The sequence below is a fragment of the Halobacillus campisalis genome, assembly GCF_030345335.1.
Classification (GTDB): Bacteria; Bacillota; Bacilli; order Bacillales; family Halobacillaceae; genus Halobacillus_A; species Halobacillus_A campisalis.
Genome location: NZ_JAPVRC010000005.1, coordinates 12,658 through 37,538 on the forward strand (window position 1 = coordinate 12,658; position 24,881 = coordinate 37,538).

25 protein-coding genes are annotated in these 24,881 nt (G+C 35.6%); 1 reads left to right on the plus strand and 24 read right to left on the minus strand.

Annotated elements, in window-relative coordinates; translation table 11 throughout:
- Positions 1-7: 7 nt before the first annotated feature.
- Complete coding sequence (locus O2Q26_RS11530) at positions 8-586, minus strand: transposase (protein ID WP_289216047.1); 579 nt, start codon at positions 584-586, stop codon at positions 8-10.
- Positions 587-894: 308 nt separating this feature from the next.
- On the opposite strand from O2Q26_RS11530, the gene O2Q26_RS11535 reads away from it, so the two are divergent.
- Positions 895-1,146 carry a GlsB/YeaQ/YmgE family stress response membrane protein gene (locus O2Q26_RS11535; protein ID WP_289216048.1) on the plus strand — a complete coding sequence of 84 codons (252 nt, stop codon included), beginning with the start codon at positions 895-897 and terminating at the stop codon, positions 1,144-1,146.
- Positions 1,147-1,232: 86 nt separating this feature from the next.
- Here O2Q26_RS11535 and istB read toward each other — a convergent pair whose 3' ends face one another.
- The 23 genes from istB to O2Q26_RS11650 form a co-directional block, all read right to left on the minus strand.
- Complete coding sequence (gene istB, locus O2Q26_RS11540; RefSeq protein ID WP_289216049.1) at positions 1,233-1,997, minus strand: IS21-like element IS643 family helper ATPase IstB; 765 nt, start codon at positions 1,995-1,997, stop codon at positions 1,233-1,235.
- Positions 1,997-3,541 (minus strand): IS21 family transposase, encoded by a 1,545-nt coding sequence (istA, locus tag O2Q26_RS11545; RefSeq protein ID WP_289216271.1) that lies wholly within the window; start codon positions 3,539-3,541, stop codon positions 1,997-1,999. Before istA ends, istB begins: the two co-directional genes overlap by 1 nt.
- 458 nt (positions 3,542-3,999) lie before the next feature.
- A complete protein-coding gene (locus O2Q26_RS11550; RefSeq protein WP_289216050.1) occupies positions 4,000-4,914 on the minus strand; it encodes an LCP family glycopolymer transferase in 915 nt (304 codons plus the stop codon).
- A gap of 151 nt (positions 4,915-5,065) precedes the next feature.
- Complete coding sequence (locus tag O2Q26_RS11555) at positions 5,066-6,073, minus strand: NAD-dependent epimerase (RefSeq protein ID WP_289216051.1); 1,008 nt, start codon at positions 6,071-6,073, stop codon at positions 5,066-5,068.
- Between the two features lie 92 nt (positions 6,074-6,165).
- Positions 6,166-7,656, minus strand: coding sequence for a lipopolysaccharide biosynthesis protein (locus tag O2Q26_RS11560; protein WP_289216052.1), 1,491 nt, complete (start codon positions 7,654-7,656; stop codon positions 6,166-6,168).
- 27 nt (positions 7,657-7,683) lie between these two features.
- A complete protein-coding gene (locus O2Q26_RS11565; protein ID WP_289216053.1) occupies positions 7,684-8,499 on the minus strand; it encodes a polysaccharide pyruvyl transferase family protein in 816 nt (271 codons plus the stop codon).
- 5 nt (positions 8,500-8,504) lie between these two features.
- Positions 8,505-8,786, minus strand: coding sequence for a hypothetical protein (locus O2Q26_RS11570; protein WP_289216054.1), 282 nt, complete (start codon positions 8,784-8,786; stop codon positions 8,505-8,507).
- An 89-nt stretch (positions 8,787-8,875) separates the two neighbouring features.
- The gene (locus O2Q26_RS11575; RefSeq protein ID WP_289216055.1) at positions 8,876-9,904 is read right to left on the minus strand and encodes a glycosyltransferase; all 1,029 of its coding nucleotides are present in this window, start codon (positions 9,902-9,904) and stop codon (positions 8,876-8,878) included.
- A gap of 112 nt (positions 9,905-10,016) precedes the next feature.
- Entirely contained in the window at positions 10,017-11,363 is a 1,347-nt protein-coding gene (locus tag O2Q26_RS11580; RefSeq protein ID WP_289216056.1) for a hypothetical protein, read from the minus strand.
- 150 nt (positions 11,364-11,513) lie between these two features.
- Positions 11,514-12,413, minus strand: coding sequence for a glycosyltransferase family 2 protein (locus tag O2Q26_RS11585; RefSeq protein ID WP_289216057.1), 900 nt, complete (start codon positions 12,411-12,413; stop codon positions 11,514-11,516).
- A 56-nt stretch (positions 12,414-12,469) separates the two neighbouring features.
- A complete protein-coding gene (locus tag O2Q26_RS11590) occupies positions 12,470-12,973 on the minus strand; it encodes a GNAT family N-acetyltransferase (protein WP_289216058.1) in 504 nt (167 codons plus the stop codon).
- 37 nt (positions 12,974-13,010) lie between these two features.
- A complete protein-coding gene (locus O2Q26_RS11595; protein WP_289216059.1) occupies positions 13,011-14,171 on the minus strand; it encodes a carboxylate--amine ligase in 1,161 nt (386 codons plus the stop codon).
- A gap of 47 nt (positions 14,172-14,218) precedes the next feature.
- Positions 14,219-15,055 carry an XrtA system polysaccharide deacetylase gene (locus O2Q26_RS11600; protein WP_289216060.1) on the minus strand — a complete coding sequence of 279 codons (837 nt, stop codon included), beginning with the start codon at positions 15,053-15,055 and terminating at the stop codon, positions 14,219-14,221.
- A gap of 33 nt (positions 15,056-15,088) precedes the next feature.
- Positions 15,089-15,883, minus strand: coding sequence for an NAD-dependent epimerase/dehydratase family protein (locus O2Q26_RS11605; RefSeq protein WP_289216061.1), 795 nt, complete (start codon positions 15,881-15,883; stop codon positions 15,089-15,091).
- Positions 15,880-16,518 carry a sugar transferase gene (locus tag O2Q26_RS11610; RefSeq protein ID WP_289216062.1) on the minus strand — a complete coding sequence of 213 codons (639 nt, stop codon included), beginning with the start codon at positions 16,516-16,518 and terminating at the stop codon, positions 15,880-15,882. The genes O2Q26_RS11605 and O2Q26_RS11610 overlap by 4 nt, the downstream gene beginning before the upstream one ends.
- A gap of 161 nt (positions 16,519-16,679) precedes the next feature.
- Entirely contained in the window at positions 16,680-18,011 is a 1,332-nt protein-coding gene (locus O2Q26_RS11615) for a UDP-glucose dehydrogenase family protein (protein WP_289216063.1), read from the minus strand.
- 17 nt (positions 18,012-18,028) lie between these two features.
- A complete protein-coding gene (galU, locus tag O2Q26_RS11620) occupies positions 18,029-18,907 on the minus strand; it encodes a UTP--glucose-1-phosphate uridylyltransferase GalU (protein ID WP_289216064.1) in 879 nt (292 codons plus the stop codon).
- A 17-nt stretch (positions 18,908-18,924) separates the two neighbouring features.
- Entirely contained in the window at positions 18,925-20,772 is a 1,848-nt protein-coding gene (locus tag O2Q26_RS11625) for a polysaccharide biosynthesis protein (RefSeq protein WP_289216065.1), read from the minus strand.
- A gap of 27 nt (positions 20,773-20,799) precedes the next feature.
- Positions 20,800-21,567, minus strand: coding sequence for a tyrosine-protein phosphatase (locus tag O2Q26_RS11630; RefSeq protein WP_289216066.1), 768 nt, complete (start codon positions 21,565-21,567; stop codon positions 20,800-20,802).
- A 279-nt stretch (positions 21,568-21,846) separates the two neighbouring features.
- Positions 21,847-22,614 carry a tyrosine-protein phosphatase gene (locus O2Q26_RS11635; RefSeq protein WP_289216067.1) on the minus strand — a complete coding sequence of 256 codons (768 nt, stop codon included), beginning with the start codon at positions 22,612-22,614 and terminating at the stop codon, positions 21,847-21,849.
- Between the two features lie 123 nt (positions 22,615-22,737).
- Positions 22,738-23,076 (minus strand): helix-turn-helix domain-containing protein, encoded by a 339-nt coding sequence (locus O2Q26_RS11640; RefSeq protein WP_289216068.1) that lies wholly within the window; start codon positions 23,074-23,076, stop codon positions 22,738-22,740.
- A 289-nt stretch (positions 23,077-23,365) separates the two neighbouring features.
- Positions 23,366-24,136 (minus strand): tyrosine-protein phosphatase, encoded by a 771-nt coding sequence (locus O2Q26_RS11645; protein ID WP_289216069.1) that lies wholly within the window; start codon positions 24,134-24,136, stop codon positions 23,366-23,368.
- A gap of 159 nt (positions 24,137-24,295) precedes the next feature.
- Complete coding sequence (locus O2Q26_RS11650; protein ID WP_289216070.1) at positions 24,296-24,625, minus strand: helix-turn-helix domain-containing protein; 330 nt, start codon at positions 24,623-24,625, stop codon at positions 24,296-24,298.
- Between the last annotated feature and the right edge of the window lie 256 nt (positions 24,626-24,881).

Consider the following 24,881-nt stretch of genomic DNA (forward strand, 5'->3'; position numbering starts at 1 on the left):
CAGTCCCTTAAGTCCAATGCTTTTTACTATAGTTGCGATACGTACCCCCATCCTTTCCGTCCACATACGCCTGATACTTCTCGTGCGCAGGGTGCGTAAATAAGCTGAGAATTTTCTCTGTACATACACACCTGTCCTCTGCATGAGAAGCCAGGTAAGCAGCATAACTGCTGAAGGGATAAGCAGCAGCTGATGCTACCATGTTCGCTTTCAGTGGATTCAAATGAATATATTTGCTTGCTTCTAAGACATACTGCTTCGTATCAATTAACGTCGCGTGATACCTGCCTTGAAACAAGTGACCACTTACCTTATGCCTTTTATTAAAGTAAATAGCATATCTTGTGTGCATAGCTTTGATACTTTCACCAGGGGGAAGGTGAAGAGTTTCCATGAGAAGATGGACATGATTCGTCATTAAACAATACGCATGGAGACGAAAAGGGAATTCCTTCTGGCCCCACACCAGCAGACTCTTATATTCCTCAAAATCAGCATCATCATAAAATAGATCCCCTCTTCGATTACCCCGCGCCGTCACATGGTATATCGCTCCCGGATACCAAACCCTTGGTTTTCTCGCCATTCCCTTCCCCTCCTCCAAAGCTGCCCTTCGATGTATGTAGTGTACGCTTAGAAAGCTACTCCCGCAAAACCGGAATTTTCAATTTTTCACTGTATAAAGGCCATCAATCTTTTAGTTTGATTGATAGAAAGTTGCTTTATGGACACCAATAGATTCAGAAGCGGGGATTTTTGCTCAAATACAATATTAAAACATGATTCCTTATCAAATTACTGAAAACCTACGGGCCGGGGGACTGTCCCCCAAATCGTGTTTCAAAAATAAAAGAAAAGGGGAATGAGGGGATTAGACTTAAAGGAGGTTTTCATATGGGATTTATATTATATTTAGTTGTCGGAGGATTAATCGGCTGGCTGGCCCAAGTATTAATCGGGAGAGACATGCCACTTGGTATAATAGGTAATATTATCGCAGGGATTGTCGGTGCCTGGATCGGCGGTGAACTTTTAGGTTCAATGGGTCCTACCTTAGCAGGTATTGCTATTATTCCAGCACTGATCGGTGCTATCATTTTTGTATTTATTCTAAGTTTAATTATGAGAGGTACAAAAAAGAAATAAGAGAAAAGCCAGCTCAGTAAAATTTGAGCTGGCTTTTTTTGGTGTAGACGTCAAGTCGAATTTTACACTTTTTGCTCGTTTCCCTTTTACACTTCTGCTTGAAAAATACTTTTTCGGTTTTTCATCCGATGACTTTCCTCATTCTCTCCACCATGTATGACCTCCACACGATGAAGTAAACGATCTAAAATAGCTGTCGTGATCCCTTGATCGCCAATCAAATTTCCCCATTCATCTGGACTTTTATTGGAAGTCAGGATGATCGAACTTCGTTCGTATAAATGGTTGATCAAATGAAAAAACAGATTTGCCTCTCTCTGATCCATCGCCATATACATCAAATCATCGATAATCACCAGGTCGGCATTTCTCATTCGTTTGAGTTGCACCTTTGATTTATTCAGGTATTCTTCCGTTTTTAAGAGCTGCACAAGCTCACCCATTGTAACGAAGTAAACATTGAATCCTTTGGAAACAGCTTCGAGCCCCAGTCCAATTGCGATGTACGTTTTTCCAATGCCAGGTGGCCCAAGAATAATTAAGTTATATTGCTGTTCTAGCCAGCTTAACTCTCTAAGTTGTGTTAATTGGCGGGCCGTCAGGACGTTTTGACCTTTTAGTTCAAACTCATCTAGTGACTTCACGAAAGGGAAGCGTGCCCATTTCATTCTCTTTTCCAGGCTTTTAGCTTCACGCTTTGCTAGCTCATATCGCGTAATAGATTCTAAGAATTCTAAGTAAGTCCATGAAGCTTTTTCAGCTTCGCGAAGAAGCTGTGGGAGCTCCTCCGCAGTTTCTGATAATCGTAATTGACGAAATTGATCTTGTAATTCATTCACGGTCTTGTTCATTATGGTCGACCTCCTAAAATGCTGGTATAAGCATTTAAAGAACGGGTAGAGGTCTTAATTTGTGAATGTTTTGCTGTATGGGTATAAAAAGACTTTATCTCTTTTACCGAATCATGAGGCAGTGTATGAATGTGCTGGGCCATATCACGAAAGTCATTCGCACTATACAACTTTTCTCTCATACACTTGGCCAATACGGTATCGATTAAAGCTGGATACTTTTGGACGACCTGATGAATGATCGCAAACTGGTCTCGACGATACCTTGGGTATCTTTGGCTGATCTCATTAAAGAAAGCAAGGGCCTGTGTTTGATCTTTAAAAAAGGAGATCAAACGTCGCTTAAACTCTTCAACCCCTTTGGAGCGATCACGGGTATGATTACGGTTTTGAATGAGCTTCCCTTTTTCTAAACTTATACTGTGTTCGGCAATGATTTCACTCTCTGCGTCTTTTCGAACCACGAGCGTCGGTGGCTCTTTACCTGTAACTTCAATCAAAACAAGATTCTCAGCGTTTGTTTGATAAGTTCCAAGTGGGACGGAATAACGATTGGACTTGTACCGGATTGTATTGTCCTTGCTTACACTTCTTGTTATACTTTGATTATTGGTACTTTCATATGAAAGTAAGGAAGAGACTGGCTTTAAGTGTTGCTTTTCGACGAGAAACACTTCAGCTGGTCTTTTTTTTGTTGTCTGATGAACCTGATGGTTCCCTGTACGCTTTAGCCATTGTAACGACCGATGATTCCAATCCTCTATATCACTGAACACTCGGCTGTCTGCGAAGTTGCCTTTAATATACTTCACTACATTTTCAATCATCCCTTTAGACTCCGGATCAGCTCTTCTGCACAAGTGAACTATAAACTTCCGTTCATTCACATAACTTTGAAACTCAGCTGTTAAAAGGAGCTCGCCTGCATTTTCACTAACTGTGATTAAGTGATCCTGATCGTATACGATTTCTTCTGTGCGTCCCCCATAGAATTGAAATGCATTTTCATGACAACGTATCGCATCTCTTGTGGTGAAAGGACGTGTCTGCCATTCCGTATACTTCTGTCTGGAGTGAGCGAGTACAAACGCAATGAAATACAGCTTGATTTCCTTTCTGTTAGTAGTCTTTTGTTTTGTTTCACCCCAGTCTACCTGAAGTTGTTTCCCCATTGGTTGTTCAGGTATGGCTTCGTATTGACGAACCATTACCTTTTTCTTAATCTGGTAGAATTCCCTGACTTCTTTCACATAAGATCTCAACGTACTTCCACCGACCGTTAGGTCGGGGTACCTCTCTAAAAGCCAATCATGTATTTGTGCAGCACTTAAGTGAGGATACTCTTCTAACCAGGCCAGTATCCAGTCTTTGTACCTGTCTAATTTCTTGCTCCTCCCAAGAGGCTGTTCAGTATAAGCTTTTGCTTCCTCAAATGTCATTTCTAAATATTTATAGACAGTTGGTCTTGAGATCTTAAGCTCCTTAGCAATTTGAGCTACTTTAAACTTCCGTTTATGTAGGTCTTGAATCTTTAAATATAGCACTAATTTCTCCTCCAAAATCCTAACCTCCAGTAAAATAACGTCACCAACTATTTTACTAAAAGAATAGGCTGATAGAGCAAAAGTGTAAAATCTATTCAAGCAAAAACTGTCAACTTTATTCTAGCGTTAACATCCGTACCAAGGATCCCCAATCTCTTGCAGGAGATGGTGAAGATGTTGAAAGAGGATTACATAACTCAATAGACAGTAAACAAAAATCCCTCTTCAACTTTATGATGGCAAAGAAGCGTAGTACCAATAGAAATCCATTGGTGCTACGCTATTCTTTAGTTCTCTAACGTACCGGGGGACTGTCCCCAAAATTGCAATTTTGAAGGTGTTTAATGAAGTATCATTTTTTTAGTCACAGGGACAAAAAGATCGTAAATCACCATATCACAACACTACATTGGAGAAATGAAACTGAATGTATTAAAATTCTGGATTATACCACTTGCCTAATGATATTCATCAATCATTTGTTGCACTTTATTAACTTCTTTTTCATTTACTTCCAGATAGTAAATTCCATCAATCTTTACTCCACTACCTTTAACTTGATATGTATCAATGTTTTTTTGAGCGCTTCGATAATTTAATAACAGGCTTTGCATTGTATTAAAGTCCAAATTAGTTTTCATGTTATTTCCTAACACATCCATAATTGCACCAATTTTATTGACCGAGGCAACACTAGATCCTTTTTCAATAATTGCTTTAATTACTTTCCTTTGTCTTTCGGTCCTTCCGAAATCACCATTTGGATCTTGTGATCTCATTCTTACAAACCCCATTGTTTGGGGACCATCCAGACTAATCTCTCCCTTATTATAATGAAAACCACTCTTACCTTTCCATTCCAAATCATTCTTTACAGTGACTCCACCTATTGCATCTACCATTTCCGATAAACCTTCTATGTTCATTCGAATATAATAATCCATTTCATGGTCCAGAAAATTTTCAACAGTTTGAACAGCCATATCAGTACCACCAAATGCATAAGCATGATTGATTTTATCATAGTTGCCTGCGTTTGACCCTTCTCCAATCAACTCAGTTCGAGTATCTCTTGGTATACTAACTAATTGACTTCTATTATCACTGGGATCTAATGTTAAAACCATCAAGGCATCAGACCTACCTTGGTCACTATCTGTCTCATCAACTCCCATCAATACTATTGACAAAGGGTTTTCATTGCTAACTTTTTTTTCCCCAACCGAATGATCTATAGAGCTCACAGATTCATTCATCTCTCCGTTAATAGTACTTTTCGCATTATTATAATGAAAAAACAAAAAAGTCACTGAACCTATCACAATTATTCCTATAACCACTAAAGTAATCTTCCACCACTTATTAATCTTCAATTTTTAAGCACCTCTTTACTCCTCGGCGTATACTTTGTTGCTTTAGAGCTAATTTTTATAATTCATGTATTTTTTAATTCAAATATAAAATTACAAACATTACTCTAAAAACTTTGAGACACAGTTGAATATGACATTTTTTGTTATTTTGTTAATTCTCAATATAATCCAAGTACCACTTCACAAATTCCTTCAGTCCTTCATCAATGGTGGTAACAGGTTTATAGCCAGTTAATTGATTCAATTGTTCAATATCAGCATAAGTTGCTTGCACATCCCCAGGCTGCATGGGTAGAAACTCTTTATTTGCTTTTTTACCCAGGTGTTTTTCTAAAATTGAGATAAAATCCATTAGTTTTACTGGTTGGTTGTTCCCAATGTTGTATAACTTATAAGGAGCATAGCTAGAGCCAGGGTCCGGGTTTAATCTATCCCAATTATCATTAGGTATAGGTGCTTTATTTAATAGTTGAATAATCCCCTCTACTACATCATCAATGTAAGTGAAATCCCTTTTCATTTCTCCGTTATTAAAAACCTCGATTGTTTCTCCATTTAGAATGCGATTGGCAAAAGAAAAATAAGCCATGTCTGGGCGTCCGTATGGACCATAAACTGTAAAGAATCTCAGTCCAGTTGTTGGTAGATTGTACAAATGACTGTAAGTATGAGCCAATAATTCATTAGACTTCTTAGTTGCTGCATATAAACTAACTGGGTGATTTACTGAATCGGAAGTAGAGAAAGGCATTTTTACATTTGCACCATAAACTGAACTAGAAGAGGCATAAATTAGATGACGCACTTTAAAGTGTCTTGAAGCCTCTAATATGTTCGTAAATCCTTGAATATTTGAGTCAATGTACGCATGTGGGTTTTCTAAACTATAACGAACCCCTGCTTGTGCAGCCAAGTTTATAACTATCCCAATGTTTTCATGTTCAAAGCAATTATTAACTGCTTTTAAATTCGCTAAGTCTTCTTTATAAAAAGTGAAGTTATCATACTTTTCGAGGATAGATAATCGCTCATCTTTTAATTGAGTATCGTAATAGTTATTTATATTGTCATAACCTATAACTTTGTATCCTTGTTCTAAGAGTTTTTTTGATAAATGCATACCAATAAAACCTGCGGCACCAGTTACTAATATATTCAAGCTATACCTCCTGAAAATCCATAATTAAAACCTTTAATACTATATAGAATTGAAAATGTATTGATATATTAATTGTTTCTAAATTAAATTAACTATTTAATTTTTTTTAGTATCCTTTTAATAAAATAATTTTTCATGAATTTTATAATCCATTTTCCTTCTGTCCCCAAAAATATCCTTGGTAACAATGTACAGATAAACAATAAAATTACACCCATTAATATAAAGTTTGAAAATATTGTGAGAAGTGGGTTGTTGAATGTCAAACTTAGATTACTCAGTAATAAAAATACAACGGTTGTATTTAAAATAGCGGGAACATGAATTTTTATAAACTCAAACTTACTTAGTGATAAGATTTTCAAGCTTAAATGAGACATTAGTAAAAAATTTAAAATTAAAGAAATATTGATTGCGTATGCTACTCCAATTAACCCCCATTGTTGACCTATTAAGCTACCACCTATAACTGAAATTGCATAGATTAATTGACGCCATGCCCTTCTATATACTGCGCCGGTTGATCTAGCTACTGACTCACTAATCTTATAGCTTGTTCTAAAAAAAATACCTATACTTAATATTTGAAATGGTAAAACTGCATCTAACCACTTCTCCCCTAACAATACCAGAATTATTTCTTCTGAGAATATAAATGAAAAAATACTCGTCGGTAAAGCTACTAAAGATATAAGTACAATGCCTCTCTTAAAAACCATTCTTAATCTACTCTTGTCGGTTTGTATCCGTGACATAGCAGAGAATAAAACTTTATCTACTACTTGACCAAAAAATGTAGCAGGTAAAGCCATTAATTGATATATTCTTCCGTAAATACCTAATGACTCTGCGCCTAGCGTTCTTCCCACTACTAAGTTATCCCCTTGTAAAGCGAAGTAGTTAAATATTCTAGCTAATGTAAAACCACCACCAAAGTACATTAATTCCTTTGTTGCAATAATACTTATTTCTAATTTCTTGCTATGTTGCTTCTTACTTAAAATTAGTATTAATTTTACAATTTCCTGTGAGATTTGAGCGATAACTAATGCATAAACCCCGAAACCGCTAAGGCCAAAAATAATTCCCATTGCCCCATAACCTATAATATAAGCTAGTGAATTAATTAGTGATATGGATTTAAATTCCAAATTACGTTCTAACAAGCTTAAAGAAGTCATATAAATACCTTGTATTAAAAAAGTGAAAGAAAGGACTTTTAATACATTCTCTAACTCTGGTATCCGGAAAAAAGAAGCCATTATACCTGAACAAAAAAATATTAACAGAGTAAAAGAAGCTCCCATTAAAATTGATAAACTAAAAGCTGTACTAATGTGATGTTTCTTTATATGTGGACGTTGCACTAAGGCCGGTCCTACACCTAAAGAAGAAAAAATTAAAGAGAAACCTATCACTACCATCGCTGCAGTTACTATTCCAAATTCATTTGGTGCTATTAACCTTGCAAGAATTGTTAACACTAAGAGCTGAGAGATACCTTGAACTCCCTTACCGCTTATCATCCAAAGAAATCCATTAAAAGTAGTTTCACTTAACGTTCTGTTTGTTTTTTTATTCATTACCTCATCTTTTCCTAATGTATTAATTTATTGCTTTATATCTGAAATAGAAGTTCTCATTATTTCAAAGTTACTTTTAGCTTTTTCAACTATACTTTCTGGTAGAATAATTCTTTCATTGTGATAATTCTCTAATAAATTCAGAATCTTGTCCTCAGTAACTTCTGTTAACTTAAGGCATCTATCTTCCTCACCTATTTGATTATAATAGCGTCTTACTTTTTCATAATGGTTTGGAAAAGCTAGAACAGATTTTGAAAATGATGCACCCAAAATTCCCACATGAAGTTTAGTAGTTAGTATTACATCCACCCTATTTAACAGGGAACATAATTGCCATGGGCTTTGATAATTATAAACATATATTGAATCACAATTAACTTTTTCTTTAATTGTTTTTAATTGTTCAGTTGTTTCATTAGTTAGGACATCTGCGCCTATTATCACACCATAATCATTATGGTTTTTTAAAAATAGGTTTAGTGATTTAATAATAGTATTTTGATACTCTGCGAATTCATCTCCGTAATTATTAATGTGCAAAAAGATTATTTTTTTATTTTCAAAAGTGGATAAAATAGATTTTTCTACATCTTTATTTAACACAGGTAAAACATCAGGAGTTATAATTTGAGCACTATCAGAAGTAACTGTGAGTTGGTTGTTAACCCCGTATTTTTTATAATATTCAGCTGTTTCATTATCCCTAACAGTAACAGTTTTTGCTTTATTTAAAATAAAAGTTAACATTTTTCTTAAGAATTTATTAGAGATCGGTCCTCCACCAACACCGATAACCATTAGTTTTTTCTTAGTTAAAATAAAATATAAACCTATTGGCACAAACTTTAGAAATCTAAGTACGCTCTTAGGAAAAGATTTTTTTGTTCACCAAAATATCCCCCAGAGATATAAATAAGCAAGTCTGCAGTTAAAAGATCTTTGAAACTTTGCTTATTTTGATATCTTAATTCTCTTTTGAAAAATTTGCCTATTCCAAACCTCGGACATTCAAAGAATAAGTTTCTTCCCTCTCTGTTGCATTCTAATACTTCATTGTAAAAAATATCAGCAAATAAATAATCACCAAAATTCGAACCCATAGTTGCACCATGTAACATTATTTTCATAATCACTTTTCCTTTCTTTCCTTTAACAATCAAATAACAATCAAAATTTTATTTATTTTAAATTTTAAAATTTTATTGTATCATTAATATTAATATTTGGTTTTTAAACTATTAACCAAGGTGGGTACTACTTGCTCTTCAGTATACTTGCTTGCTTCTTCCAAACATTTTTTTTGTTTGAGTTGGAGTAACTCTGGGTGATTATGTAATTCTGTTATTTTCTCTAAAAGTGATTCAATTGAATTCACCTTACATATTAAACCAGTATCGTTACTCACTATTTGTGTGTTGTATTTCCAATCAGACGCTATAACAGGAACCCCGGAAATAAAAGATTCAAGAACCGCACCAGGAAACCCCTCCCCTACATAATATGTAGGAAAAACCATGCAATCATATTTTGAAATAGTAGAAATTATATTTGGTTCTTTTAAGACTCCCTTATATTTAATGTAACTTCCACTCTTAATTTCAGTATAGAATTCATTCTCAAATCCAATCTCTATAGGTCCATATATATCTAGTTGAATTTTCTCCTCATTTAATTTATTGAAGGCATTCACTGCTTCTATCGCAATTAGTACACCTTTATCCTTACGTACTCGGGAATAAAAAACTAAATTTTTCAGTCCTGATTTCCCTATTGGTGTTACTCTGTTTTCATTCTCCAATATTCTATAATTAGGAAACCAATTGACATTATTCATACCTAGCTTTTCAAGCTCACCTTTCATTGACTGCATCTGTACATTAACTGAAGAAAGGTCTTTTAAAACTTTAATTAATCGGTCCTCATCTCTAATATGTTCAACCAACCAACCTCCAATTGCTACATAAGAAGTTTTTGAACACGCAAACAATAACTTGATCATATACAGAACAGGTTTTAAACCATTCTGTGCAGGCATAATAATTACTTTATTAGCAGTAAGCACACCGATAAAAGCTGAAATAATAGTTCGGAATTTTTTATTGGAAGTGTCTACAGTTGTGACGTTATAGTCATTCAAATATTTTTTTATAGATTTTGTTACCGTCCTGGTTCTAGTTGATTGTCCAGTTAATCTATCATCTTTTCCGTAATTGCCCATGATTAGTATTTTCTTTTTCTTCTTCATGTCTTACTCTCCTTAATAATACCTTCAATTTGTTCAACCTTGTTTTATTATAGTAATAATGCAAGGTTGAACAAATTGTTCGCCTATTAAATAATAGAAATATTAGTCTAGACTACTTAGATTTTTTTGTTGGGAATATTAAATTAATGCTTATTATCATAAGAAACAAGTACAATGTCATTTTAATAACAAACTCTGTAACACCATTCTTATAAAGTAAAACTATTTGTGATAAAGCAATTAAAGCTAGCACTTTATGTTTCATATAGATACTATGTAAACTTCGATTATACATAACTGATAATATATAACCTACTAAAAAGCTAACAAAGATACTTACCGGTCCAAAAGTTAAATACATATCAGTTATATAAAATAAAGACAAATTTGATCCTGCATTGCTCATATTCTGGACTTCTTCTGTAAGAGCAGCTAATTTTTCAGAATATATTGCACTAGGAATTGGACTAGTTATTAAATATATGACATTCCTAAAGTATGGTAAACCTGAAGCTATTGTCTCATAGTAATTGTTTAAAGCAATTATCGTTGGAAACCCTGTTGAAGAGCTACCGAATAATACCTCAAACACTCCTCTAACTTCCCATGGGGGAGTAATATTAGATGCGCCTCTTTGAATTTGATTAAACCACACCCTACCGTACCAAAAAAACGGGACTAACGCTGCTATAAATAAACCTAACCTTAAAACTTTGGTTTGTATTTGATTTTTTTGTTTGTTCTTATAGCCTTTAAAATAATCTATAATACTATACTTAGGTAGCACTATAAATAAAAGTGATATATATAATATTTGGTTGATAATCTCTCTTCTTTGACCAGACGGGACTGAAGACGCCAATACTAATAACACATAAAACACAGTTGTCTTATCTATTTTTTTATTATTAAAATGGTAAACTTTAAGTCTTTTTAAAGTAAGCATTATGATAGGTAATAAAAAAGAAATATATTTTTCGTAGTAAGAGCCGTAAACATCCTTACTTGATGGGGTAAAAAACATAATTAAATCGCCATTATATCTACTTAATAGATTAACCATTATGACTAGCCATATAGTAAAACATAAGCACTGAATAATATAATAATTAACACTTACATAATTTGTTGGCTTACATAAATCAACATTAACTTTTTTATTTTTTCTTTTTAATGAGTAACCAATTTCAAAACTTAACATAATTAGTGTAGTTATAAAGTTAAAATATGTAATAGTGGTCTTAGATGCAAAAACATTGTATTGTCCTACTATTTTATAAACGTATGAAAATAATTGCCAATCAAAATACATATCGTAAACAACAGGAACATAAAACACAATATAAATTATTATAAAGAGTGCTCCAAAATCAAGTGCATTTTTCTTTAATACTAAAATGGCTTTAATTAACAATATTATTTGCAAAGTAAATATTATTAAATTTAAAAAAGTTAACATGTTACCTCCTCTTTTTTTAAACCTATATTCACCTATTTTTATTTTTTTATTAGGGCCGCATTATGTAACATTTAATAATCAATAGAAATTTAAATATTCTCATTGCGGTCATGCAAAATATATTACTTTAAGGTTAACTATCTATTTATGCTAATTACGAGATAATTTTCTTTTATAATTATTTAAATAGTTAAGTGTACCTATTGGAGATACGATTATAGCTAAAATAGAATTAAGCAGAGCATTATAGTATTTTTTATTTTTATAAAAAATAAAAAATAGTACACTATAATGTCTACACAATATAAGCCTCTTTTGCTTACTATTTAATAAGTAAAAATATTTTCTTTTCACTTTTATTAATTCTTTTTGCACTTTAATCTTTTTTGGTCCTGTAGATATCCTTTCACCCTCATGCATATGATTGACAACTAGTATTCTTTTAATATGGCCAACTTTTAATTTTGCTTCAATTGCTTTAAGTACAAGCATATATTCTTGGGCTGAGCTATAGTTATCAAATCCACCTATATTTTTTAGGCTCTTACTTCTAAACATAAAATTATTTGTAACTGTAAGATGATCTATAAGGTGTGCAGTTAGTAATTCCTTATACTCTGGGTTCTCACTAATATTCTGAATTTTAGTGTTAATTATTTCTCCTTTTTCATTACATGTCTTATTATCTGTTAGTGATAAGTCCCAGCCGTTGGTTTTCATTCCTTCTACTTGTATTCCTATCTTCTCTGGTAAGTAAATATCATCGTCATCCAAGAAAGTTATAAAAGTTCCTGTAGAAGCAGAAATACCGATGTTTCTTGCCAATGCCCCTCCCACATTATTTTTATTTATAATGTATTTCACCTTTTCATTGGAAGAATACTTCGACATTATATTTTCAGTTTTTAATTGTTGATTAGTACCGTTACCATTATCATCAACAACGATAATTTCAATATTTTGAAAAGATTGGCTTAAAACAGAGTCTATAGCTCGACACAAATATTCACATCGCTTATAAGTAGGTATTATGACTGATACAATATCCATTTTATTCTCCTTTTAGAAGAGTAATAGCTCTAAATTACTCAATTAATAGTAAAATCTTATTTCTTTATGTATTTGTAAACAACATAATCTCCTTCTCCCTTTTCACAAAGTTTAATAGTTCTAAGAAATTTAGAAATATGGGCATGACTTAAATAATGAAATCCTACAGCTTCTGTAGCTTTTATACTTGGAATATTGTCTTTGTGTATATAATCATAAGCGTATCTAAAAGTTAATTCTGGCTGCTTTAATATAAATTCAAGCAAAATTTTTGAAAGTTTTCTTCCCCGATATTCTTCATGAATAAAATAAGGACCAACAATTACATCTTTCTCCGAAGCAAATTTATATCTATTATCTTTTCCATTTTGAACAAGACAGTATCCGATGAGGTTGTTATTCTCTCCAATGTAATATACAGTGTAACCCGTGAAATATGCTAATAGTAACCTAATCCTTCTTTTTAAAGTTATTGGCTCTAATTGTTTGAAAAAAGGTTTTAATATTGTGGGCTTATACAAATAAAAAGAAAGTCCTTCCTTTTCTGTCAATAGTTTCATAGAATTCACCTCAAATTTAGAAAAATTTTCTTCATTATTAATCAGATCTTTTTTTCATTTCCTTTCTATAACGACCTAATGATTGAATTGAATAGGAAAACCATGGTAAAGGATCTGCTAAGGAAAAAGTCTGGTCTTTAGTTTTTTTCATACTAAACCACGATGGTTTTGATGTTAGACGATCTGAAGATTTAATAAACCATAAAAGGTCCGTTTGTGAACAACGAAGCCGTTGTCCAATTTTATATTTATTATATGATGTAACAGGGTGATCGAATTCTCTTTGAATTATTTGTTTAGCCAGATCAACCCCTGCTTCAAAACATATCTTAACGCTTCCTGAAACTCTAGGATTAATTTCCATTATTTTAGCAATTCCGTCACGCGGATCTTGTATTAAATCAACATCTGCACAACCTCTCCAACCAATGTCTTTTAGTAATTTACTGCAGCTTTCAACAATATCTTTCCTATCCACAGTTATATTAAATGTACTTGATCCTCCCTCAATTGGAAACCATCTATTCTTTGAGAATACAAGCGAAGTCTTAATTTCATTTTCATTATCAACAAACATTGCTGCTTCAAACTGTACATCTGATTGTGGTATATATTCTTGAAAAACATAAAATGATATATTAATTTTGTTCTTGACAATATATTCTCTTAATTCAGCTTCATTATTTGCAACTTTAAAACCTATAGCTCCATATCCAATTCTAGGTTTAACAACAATTGGAAAGTTCAGGTCAGAGTTAATTACTTCTTCGATTGATTCGACAGAGATAAGAGTAAGAGGGCAAGGAATACCCCTTTCCATGCAAATTTCCATAGTTTTTAGTTTATCTTGAGCTATATCATAAATTTCCCAATCATTAGATGCTATTTTCGCATAGTTACTAAATTCATCTTTATTTCTAGATAGTAATGAAGCAGAAAAGTCAGACATAGGGACAACTAAATTGTATTCTCCACTTTTCAATAACTCTCTAACTGTATTTACAGTTCTTACATAATCATTACTAGAACTATACTTTACTATTTTTTTTGTAGGGTATTTTGAAGTGTACCCGACATCCAATTTCGAATGATTTAAAGTTGTTACTTCACAGCCCAGTTTATTAAATGCTTTAGCCATTGGTAGCGTCTGCCTTGCATAACCTTCGAATATTAGAACCTTTACTTCACTAAATTCCATATATATCACCTATTTCTTTTATCTTAGAACAATATAAACAACCCCTACTATACAAGGTGGTTGTTCGTATTATTTAAAAAAGTTTTAATAGTACAAGCTTCAAAATCATTGACTAATTTTTTTAATTTTTTTTCTGTTTGTTTTAAACCATAATAGTGCCTAAATTTCTCAAACCTATTAATGTTTTCAAATTTGGGTTGGTTATAATCCAACTCCCAAGGGTGCAAATAAAAACAAAATGTATTATGTTGTTTTAATATTTTTTTAACCCCATTCCTATATAGGGGATACGGAATTAATCTAAAATAACCTCCACCTCCCCAGGGTAGAGAGACAACTGATTTCATCACAGGAATCTTTACTTCAATTAAACCATTTGCCAAGGTTTCAATAATTTGATTCTCTTCATTATCGATATTTGAATATTTATCGTGATAGTTTAACATGTTTATACTTGAATCATATTTAAAGCCTTCTTCCTTCAATATATCCAAACCATCTTCTGTTATTGAAAAAGTTGGAGCTCTGTATCCAATTATTTCTTCTCCAGTCAAATCCTCTAAAAGTTTCTTTGACTTCCTTAAATCTTCTCTGAATTCATTCTCACTTATGTTATAAACTAAGTCATGATTATATCCGTGGCTAGCTATCTCATGACCATTAAGATGTATTTTTTTTACCAATTCTGGGAATTTCTCAGCTACCCAACCTAACACAAAAAAAGTACCCTTCGCATTAGCATTTTCCATTAGTTCAAGTATCTTTTCAGTCGAACCCTCTACTCTATGTTCTAAACTTTCCCAGTCTCCTTTATTAACAATGTGTTTAAAAGTTTCCACGTGAAAATAATCTTCTATATCAAAACTAATCATAATATCTTTCATTAAATTTCCTCATTTCATTATTCCAACATATTCTTAAATTTTATAGATTAAAGACCCAAAAACTTTATTTACTAAATGAAATCTTTTCCCAAAAACTTTAATCAGGCTCCCTAACATACTAGACAAATAAATCTTCTTTCCTTTTTTTTGAGCTATCTCCTTAACAAGCAAACTTGTATTTACATACTTATCGTCTTGTGGGAAAAAGACACCTTCAACGTTTTCATCAATATAATTCTTTATGTATAAACAAAACCTCTGAATATTCAACATACTACGCTCATTATTAACCATTGGAAATATATAAGATTTTTGCGCTATTTTCTCAAGTTTTTTATAATTACCAGGACAATTAGGGCCGTATATCATTGGTGGCCTTAAAATTACAACTTTAAAAGAACCATTTCTTAATTTAGTTATTTCGGTCTCTGCTTCCAATTTACTCTTCCCATAAAATGTATTAGGATTTGGTTTGGTTTCTTTTGTAATAACTATCTTTTTCTCTACCTTACCTTCTTCACCGTATACAGCCATGGTACTCAAGAAAATAAATTGATTTATTCCTGACTCCTTAGCTTTCTCAGCCACTTGTACTGGAAGTTCTTTATTTATAGTGTAATATACTCGTTCCATTTCTTTTTTTTCTTTATGATGAACTACTGCTGCCACATGAAGTAAAACATCATACTCAGACCAATCCATTAGCTTCCAGTTGCTAGTTCTAACACTTATAGCGTCTACTGAATACTGACTAGGATACTTTTCCAAGTATTCTTTAACTTTGGTACCTATATAACTATTTAATCCTGTTATAAGTATCTTTTTCATTTAGATAAATACTCCTTAGTATCAATATTGCTATCTTCTTCCTTAGCTGGATCATTCTTGCCTTCTACAACTCCATCACTCTTTAACACGCTAAAGATGGTACCTAAGAAACACTTAATATCCATCCACAGACTAATTTTCCGAACATACTCTCCATCTAATTTTGCTTTAATTTCAATTGGCAGTTCATCTCTCCCATTAATTTGTGCCCAACCAGTTAGACCTGGAGGAACATCATTGGCGCCATATTTTTCACGTTCTTCTATTAAATCATATTGGTTCCAAAGAGCCGGTCTTGGTCCAATAATGCTCATTTTCCCAGAAAAGATATTCCAAATTTGAGGCAGTTCATCTAAACTAGTTTTCCTTAAGAACATCCCCATTTTCGTAATATATTGTTCAGGATTTTCAAGGAGATGAGTTGGAGTGTCTTTAGGCGTGTCGATTTTCATTGTTCTAAACTTAAACATATTAAAGTGTGAGGCGTGAATTCCCACACGTTTTTGTTTAAATAGAATGGGACCTTTTGAATCTCTTTTTATCGCAATAATAAGAACTAGAAATACAGGTGATAAAACTATTAGTCCTATTGACGATAACAATATGTCTATCGATCGTTTAACTTTTAGATACATTACGTTCTCACTCCTTGAGAGGTTTATTTAGTTGGTTACTACTTATTTGGAACTTTAAGTGATCCAATTAACTAGTAACCATCTAATTATTAAATAGGTATTACAATTAAGGTGGAAAGAGTACCGCCTTAACAGTGGGTACCCTTACCTTAATTTCTTAGTTACCTTGTTATTGCTTGTCTACTGTCTGATGAAACTGAAGGTCTCCCTACCGAATGATACTCAATACGGTTCTCCTTCATCTCTTCGATAGAGAAACAGTTACGTCCATCAATTACAAGCGGGTAAGCCATGCGATCAAATACATCCAACTCCACATTCTTAACTTCATCCCACTCAGTAAGTACTAATGCAGCATCACTACCATTAACAGCTTCTTCTACTCCATTTGCATACTGTAACTCATCATTAAGGATTTTTTTCGCATTTTCCATCGCAATCGGATCATAAGCTACAACATCAGCTCCAGCATTTATTAATTCTTCCGTCACAACTAGAGAAGCAGCTTCCCTCATATCATCTGTATTAGGTTTAAACGCTAACCCCAAGACTGCAATCCGTTTCCCTTTTAAGTCAGGAAGACGCTCTTTAAGCTTTTCGATTAATAAGCCTTGCTGCTTTTGATTCACTTTAACTACACCTTTAAGCAATTCAAAGTCATATTTCACATTCCCAGCAATTTGGATCAAAGCTTTTGTATCTTTAGGGAAGCAAGAGCCTCCGTACCCAATGCCAGCGTTAAGAAACTTATCTCCGATTCGCTTATCCATGCCCATACCATTCGCTACATCTTCCACATTTGCATCTAGTCTTTCGCAAATATTCGAGATCTCGTTTATGAAACTGATTTTGGTAGCCAGGAAAGCATTAGAAGCGTACTTAATCATTTCCGCACTTTTTATTCCCGTTTTAAATACCGGCACTCCGAACGGTTTGTTAATTTCTTCAATGATATTAGCTGCTTCTTCACTATTAGATCCCACTACAATTCGATCACCATTGAAGGAATCATAAATAGCTGAACCTTCTTTTAAAAATTCTGGATTAGAAGCCACTTCCACTTTAACATTTTTCGCCAGATTTTCGTTGATAATCGACTGAATTCTATCATTTGTTCCTACAGGCACTGTACTCTTTGTAACAACAATAGTATCTTGAGTTACATTAGCAGCAATATCTTTAGCTACTTGCTCTACAAATGCTAGATTTGCAGAGCCATCTTCTCTTTCAGGAGTACCGACCGCTATGTAAATGACTTCAGCGTTTTTAAAACCTTCTTCATGCACAGTAGTAAAGAATAATCGTTTCTTTTCAATGTTCTTGCTCATCATATCGGACAAACCCGGTTCATAAATAGGAGATTCCCCTTGCTGCATTCTCTTTACTTTTTCCTCGTCAATATCTATACACGTTACGGTATGACCAATTTCAGATAAGCTCACACCTGTGACTAAGCCTACGTAACCTGTTCCTACTACTGCAATAGTTCTCATCCTCAAGCCCCCGATGTTTATTGTTTAACTTTGTTTTTCACTAAAGACTCCAATAACCCTTCCACTTCAGAGCCAATTTCTTCATTTTTAAGTGCGAATTCAATGGTCGTTTTTATGAACCCGAATTTTTCTCCTACATCATACCGGCTTCCGGCAAAGTCATAGGCAAATACGTTTTGCAGCTCATTTAATGCTTGAATCGCATCCGTTAATTGAATCTCACCGCCAGCTCCTGTTTTATGCTCTTCTAGAAAATCGAAAATCTCCGGATTAAGCACATAACGTCCCATAATCGCCAAATTAGACGGGGCGGTACCTTGCTTCGGTTTCTCAACAAATGTATTCACTTGATAGAGACGATCATTTTTATCAGAGGGATCGATGATGCCATAACGGTGCGTCTGGTTATCTTCTACTTGCTGTACACCAATAATAGAAGAACCGGTTTCATCGTGCTGGTCAATTAATTGTTTAAGGCAAGGTGTTTCTGATTCCACGATGTCATCACCTAAAAGAACTGCAAATGGTTCGTTGCCGATGAAGTTACGTGCGCTCCATACCGCATGTCCAAGACCTTTAGGTTCTTTTTGGCGAATATAGTGAATATCAACGTTTGACGTTTCGTTTACTTTCTCAAGTAAGTCAAACTTCTCTTTTTTTCTTAAGTTATCTTCTAGTTCCCAATTATTATCAAAGTGGTCTTCAATCGCACGTTTTCCTTTTCCAGTCACAATAATAATATCTTCAATACCAGATTCAATAGCCTCTTCCACTATGTACTGAATAGTAGGTTTATCGACGATCGGCAGCATTTCTTTAGGCATCGCTTTTGTAGCTGGCAGGAAACGTGTACCCAGCCCTGCCGCTGGTATAATGGCTTTTTTAATTTTTGTCATCTGAAATTCCTCCAATATCAATTAGAAACAGAAATTTTATTATCTATCAGTTTGAATACTTTATCTTTCACTTGTGCTGGTGAAGTTTCATCAATTTCTACATTGATGAAATTCACTAATTCATCCACTGGAAACTCGTTGTTTTTACCAACGTAGATTTTCGGATAAACTTGTTCGGAATTAACTTCATTATCTCCCAGCAGTTCTTCGTACATTTTCTCACCCGGGCGGATTCCGTTAAATTTAATCGGAATTTCTTCTTCCGTAAATCCTGATAGTGAGATTAGGTTTTTAGCCAAATCTACTATTCTTACGGGCTCTCCCATATCAAGCACAAAGATCTCCCCGCCTCGAGCTAATGCCCCGGCCTGAATAACAAGTCTCGATGCTTCTGGAATCGTCATGAAATACCTGGTCATATCAGGGTGGGTAACTGTCAATGGTCCTCCATTGGCAATTTGTTTTTTGAACAAAGGAATGACACTTCCCCGACTGCCTAACACGTTTCCAAATCGAACCGCTACGAATCTAGTACTGCTGACCCGGCTTAATGATTGAATCACCATTTCAGCAACACGCTTCGTAGCACCCATCACATTTGTCGGATTCACGGCTTTATCAGATGAAATCAAAACAAAGTTCGGTACTCCGGCCGCGTGTGCCGCTTCAGCCACGTTTCGTGTGCCCAGCACATTATTTTTTACGGCTTCTTTTGGATTGGCTTCCATTAATGGCACATGTTTGTGCGCAGCTGCATGGTAAATATAAGAAGGCCCATATTCGTGAACAATCTCGAAGATACGATCACGATCCTGAATATCAGCAATCTTCGTGATCAGTTCCGTTTCTATGTCCAGCTGTTTTAGTTCCATATGAATGGTATAAATGCTGTTTTCTCCATGCCCTAATAAAATAAGCTTACTTGGACCGAACTTTAATAATTGACGGCAGATTTCTGACCCAATAGAACCACCAGCACCAGTAACTAACACGGTTTTTCCGTTGATTTCACTGGATATGGATTGAATATCGAGCTCGACAGGCTCTCTGCCTAATAAATCTTCAATAGATACGTCTCGAATACTATTAACGGATACGTTACCTAACGCAATGTCTTCAATCATAGGAAGCGTTTGAACATTACTAACGATGCTTTTCGCTTCTTTAATGATTTCTTTGATTCTTGATTGCTCAATAGAAGGCATAGCTATGACCACGTGGTTCACACGACGTTTCTCAACTACTTCTTTTAAATCGTTACTACTGCCTAATACCGGTAACCCCGATATCGATAGGTTTTGCATCGTAAAGTCGTCATCCAGGAATCCGACTAAGTTTGAATTGACGTCGTTGGAGTCTTTCATTTGACGGGCCAGCATTCTGCCCGCTGAGCCTGCGCCTATAATGAGGGTTTGTTTCATATTTGGATTATTTTTTACGATTCTTGCTTTTTTCCCTTTTGGATTCAGCGTCAATCCATAAGTCTTATAATAGCGCCACGCGAAGCGAACACCGGCAATCAGTAACACATGTAACATCCACGTAATCACTAACGCTCGCTCATAAATCATTCCAAACGCTAAAAACTGGATGACCGTTGTCGATAGTAACGACAGCGTGACCACGACAATAATGCCGACGAGTTCCTCCATACTGGCATAACGCCACTTCTTCCGATACATGCCTAACAAACCGGAAAAAAGATGGTGAGTAATCAGCAATACTGCAGATGATACGAACATAATTTCATCAAACGTGGCCACATAAGGGTTCAAAAAGAAATGTGACATATAGATGGAAAAAGATACGATGATAGAATCAATCAATATTAATAAAAACAACCTTTTTCTATGAGAAGATAACATGTAAACTACCCTCTCCTTTCCTAAATTCTAAAAGATACCTAAAAACTTTTTCTTTTTAACACGGCTCGGAGAATCTGACGCCAGATTCTCCCCATTCACCACATACTCCGCATTCTCCGCAAACAAATAAACCATGGATTCCCCATAGTTCTCCCTGATTTCCTCATATGCATCCGTCATACAGAACCCTCGGCTCTCGGTGTTGTGGGCATCAGATGCTATCAGGTGGGCCTGGTTCGCTTCGATCAGCTGGTGAGTGAACTTCTGAACATTCTTACCGAATCGTCCCGTAAGACTGGCTGCGGTAATTTGGGTGAATGCTCCTTTGCTGACTAAATTGTATAAAATGTCGGGATGCTGGATGATTTGTTTGTTCCGTTCTGGATGGACGATGATGGGCTGATAACCCTCAAGCTGGATATCAAACAACAGCTGTTTGGCATACCTCGGCACAGCGTCTGAAGGAAATTCGACGAAGACATAGTGTCCTAGATTGTTCAAGGTCAAAATGTCGTCCGCACGTATTCCTTCCATCATGTCTCCGTGGATCCGTGTTTCCTGTCCAGGCAGAACGGTTAATGGAATGTTATGTATGTGTAGTTGGTGGTTAAGTTCGGCGGTGAGTTCGATGATATCTTGTTTGTAGTTGTCGTATTTCCCATTCTTATGGTGGGGGGTGGCGATCATGGTATGGATTCCATCTTCTACTGCGGCTTTCGCTATGTGAATACTGTCATCCATCGTCTGAGCTCCGTCATCGATCCCTGGGAGTATGTGGCTATGTATGTCGATCAATAACCTGGCCCCTCTCCTAATATTTTCATATTTTCACAGTTTTTCCACTCTGTTGGTTTATAATGGTATAAGTATATCAGGTTTATTCCATCATTTATAGGGAATATTTACGAGATTAGTTCTATTTTTGTAAAATTTTCATGATAAATAGGGTGATACCAACGGTTAGGTTTACTGTAACTTTTTTGTCTGTTCAATAGGTAATTTGACGTATCCGCTTACATTTAATATCAAAAAACAAGACGGGGCTCATTTTCAGCTCCGTCTTGTTTTTTACTATTAAAATAAACCGAACACCTTTTTCTTTTTTACGTGCTGTGGTGTATCGCTCGCTAGTGTGTCTCCTGCGATGACATACTCCGCATTCTCCTGGAAGAAATACACGTAGGATAGGCCGTACTGTTTTTCAATTTTACTGTACGCTTTTTTCATGTTAAACGCGCGGCCTTTCTGATCGTGGGCGTCAGAAGCGATTAAGTGGGTTAAGTTGGCTTCGATCATCTGGTGGGACACTTTCTCTGCTGTTTTGCCAAATTTGCCTGCAATGCTTCCTGCTGTGACTTGGGAGAAAGCGCCGTGTTTAACAAAGGAATACAGGATGTTCGGGTTCTCCTGAATCTTTAGGTTCCTCTCGGGGTGCACAATAATAGGCTGATAGCCTTCCACCTGCAGGTTGAATAATAGATTCGAAGCGTACTGAGGTACGTGGTCATGCGGGAACTCTACGAATACATACGTACTGTCCACATTTAAGGCGAGAACTTCGTCTTTGTGGATGTCTTTAATGAGTGCGTCGTTTATCCGCGTTTCTTGTCCGGGCAATACGGTTAGGTCGATCCCTTTCTCTTTCAGCACGCGATTGAGTTCATTCACTTGAATGATGATGTCGTGCTTGTAGTTATCGAACTCCCCATTCCTATGGTGAGGGGTTGCGACAATGGTGGTGATGCCTTCTTCTACTGCTGCTTTAGCCATCTCAATGCTTTCTTCCATCGTTTGTGCGCCGTCATCTACTCCCGGCAGAATGTGACTGTGAATATCAATCATTCCAATTCCCCTTCCCTATTTCGTTAAAATATATTTTATAGCCAGACTTGTTGTAAGCCTGGCTTTATTGTCATGTCCATTATTTTTCTGCATACCTGACTTGAGTGAATTTAAACCTGTTTTTTATTCGTCTTTTCTAAGACGCCATCTGTTGAATTCGAGATATTCGCGGAATTGCTGCTTCGATAAACCGGAATTCATCGCTTCCACGACTAACTCTACCCAGTCTTCATCCAGTGGGATATCAATGGTCTTCGTTTCGCCCTGGACGAGGTAATGAACCGACACCCCGAGGGCTTCAGCCACTTCTTCTACGAAGTGAATCGACGGATTGGACTGTACACCTCGTTCGATCGAACTGATATAGGATTTCGCAAAGCCTGTCCTGACCGCGAGTTCGGACATGGACATCCCTCGACTTTTTCTTAATGCTTGGATTCGATCACCAATCACTGCTTTCACCTTCTTTTGCTGTTAATCCGTCTATATCTTTATCTGTTAATAACACTGAAGAGTTGGTAAATAAATAAGACTTTTTAATTATAATATACCACATACGACCACGAAATCCAATATACAGAATTTTTGATCGTTATAATGAAAATATTATCTTGAAAGTGCATAATAACAGACTATTTCGTCATCCGTCATAATGATAGGTTGCCCACTACTTTGAAATTTCAAACTTAGTAAAGGCGAATAAAGAACTAATTCTTTCCTATTTATACGTAGAATTCTCTGCTCAAAGTTATTAAAAAATGGAAAAATTCTTATTCTTTATCACATGCTCCGGCGGATCTGTGATCAACGCTTCCCCTTCGATCACATAATGAGCGTTTTCCATGAATGTATAGACGACCGAACTTCCGTGAACTTTTTCAATCTGGCGGTACGCTTCCTTCATATAAAAGCCCTTCTTTTTCTTCAGTTGATGAATGTCAGATGCAATGACATGAGCGAGACCCGCTTCAATCAGCTGGTTGGCGAGCTTGCGCGCGGTTCTGCCGTGTTTGCCGCATAGACTGGCAGCCGTTACTTGGGAGTATGCTCCATTTTTCACGAGTGTATACAGTACATTCGGGTGCTTCTGTATATATTCATTGCGTTCAGGGTTCGCGATGATGGGCTGATAGCCTTCCATCTGCATGTTGAATAGGAGAGGGCTCGTGTATTGTGGCACGTGGTCTCTTGGTAATTCAATTAATACGTACGGACTCGTTCTATTGAGGGTGAGGATCGTTCCGTTTTTTAAGCCATCGAGTAAATCTCCGTGCAGGCGAGTCAACTGCCCGGGCAGCACGGTGAGCTCCATCTTTCTTTTCTGCAGTTCATTATTTAGGTCTTTTACTTTTTTCAAAATGATCGGTTTGTCATTCACGTACGCCCCGTTCAAGTGGTGCGGCGTTGCTGTTAAGGTATCCATTCCTTCCTGCAGAGCTGCTTCGGCCATTGCCATACTTTCTTCTAAGGACTGGGCGCCGTCATCTACTCCTGACAGGATGTGGCTATGTAGATCGATCACGTTCGTTCTCTCCTTATTTCCTATATTTCTATTTCTTTTTTCATCGTATCACCACCGGGGGTTTTTCTTTGTCATAAAATGGAACATGATGTTCTGTTTTTTTGTCGAATGGACATAAAAAAATCACTCCCCTATTTGTGGAAGTGATTCGTCTTCAGATTAATTCTTTTTGTTCGTCCGCCATTTATTAAATTCCAAGTATTCACGGAATTGTTCTTTGGAGATACCGGAATCCTGAGCTTCCTGGACGAGTTCAATCCACCCGTCATCTAAGTTGACGTCTTTCTCAGCGGCGTCTCCGTGGAGCAGGTAGTTCATGGAGACGTCGAGTTCTTTAGAGATTTTTTCTAAGAATTGGATCGAGGGATTGGATTGGAGATTGCGTTCGATTGAGCTCAAATAGGACTTGGCGACCCCTGCGCGTTCGGCGAGCTCGGATAGCGATAATTGTCGATTTTTACGGATATGCTGGATGCGATCACCGATCATCCTATCACCTTCTTTCAATGTATATATAGAGTGTAGCATATTTTGTTGAGACGTTCTATTTAAAGCACGTTTTTTTCTGTGAGCAATTGTTACCAATTTTTATCATAAACTTCTTGTTCTATAGTATATCCAGAAATAAATGACAGGTGCTGGGATGTTCTTCTATATCTTCATTTTTTTTACATTATGAGGTTTAATTCGTTATAGTTTACATGTGTGAGTAGCGGAAAGTTTCGGTATACTAGGAGTAGAAAGT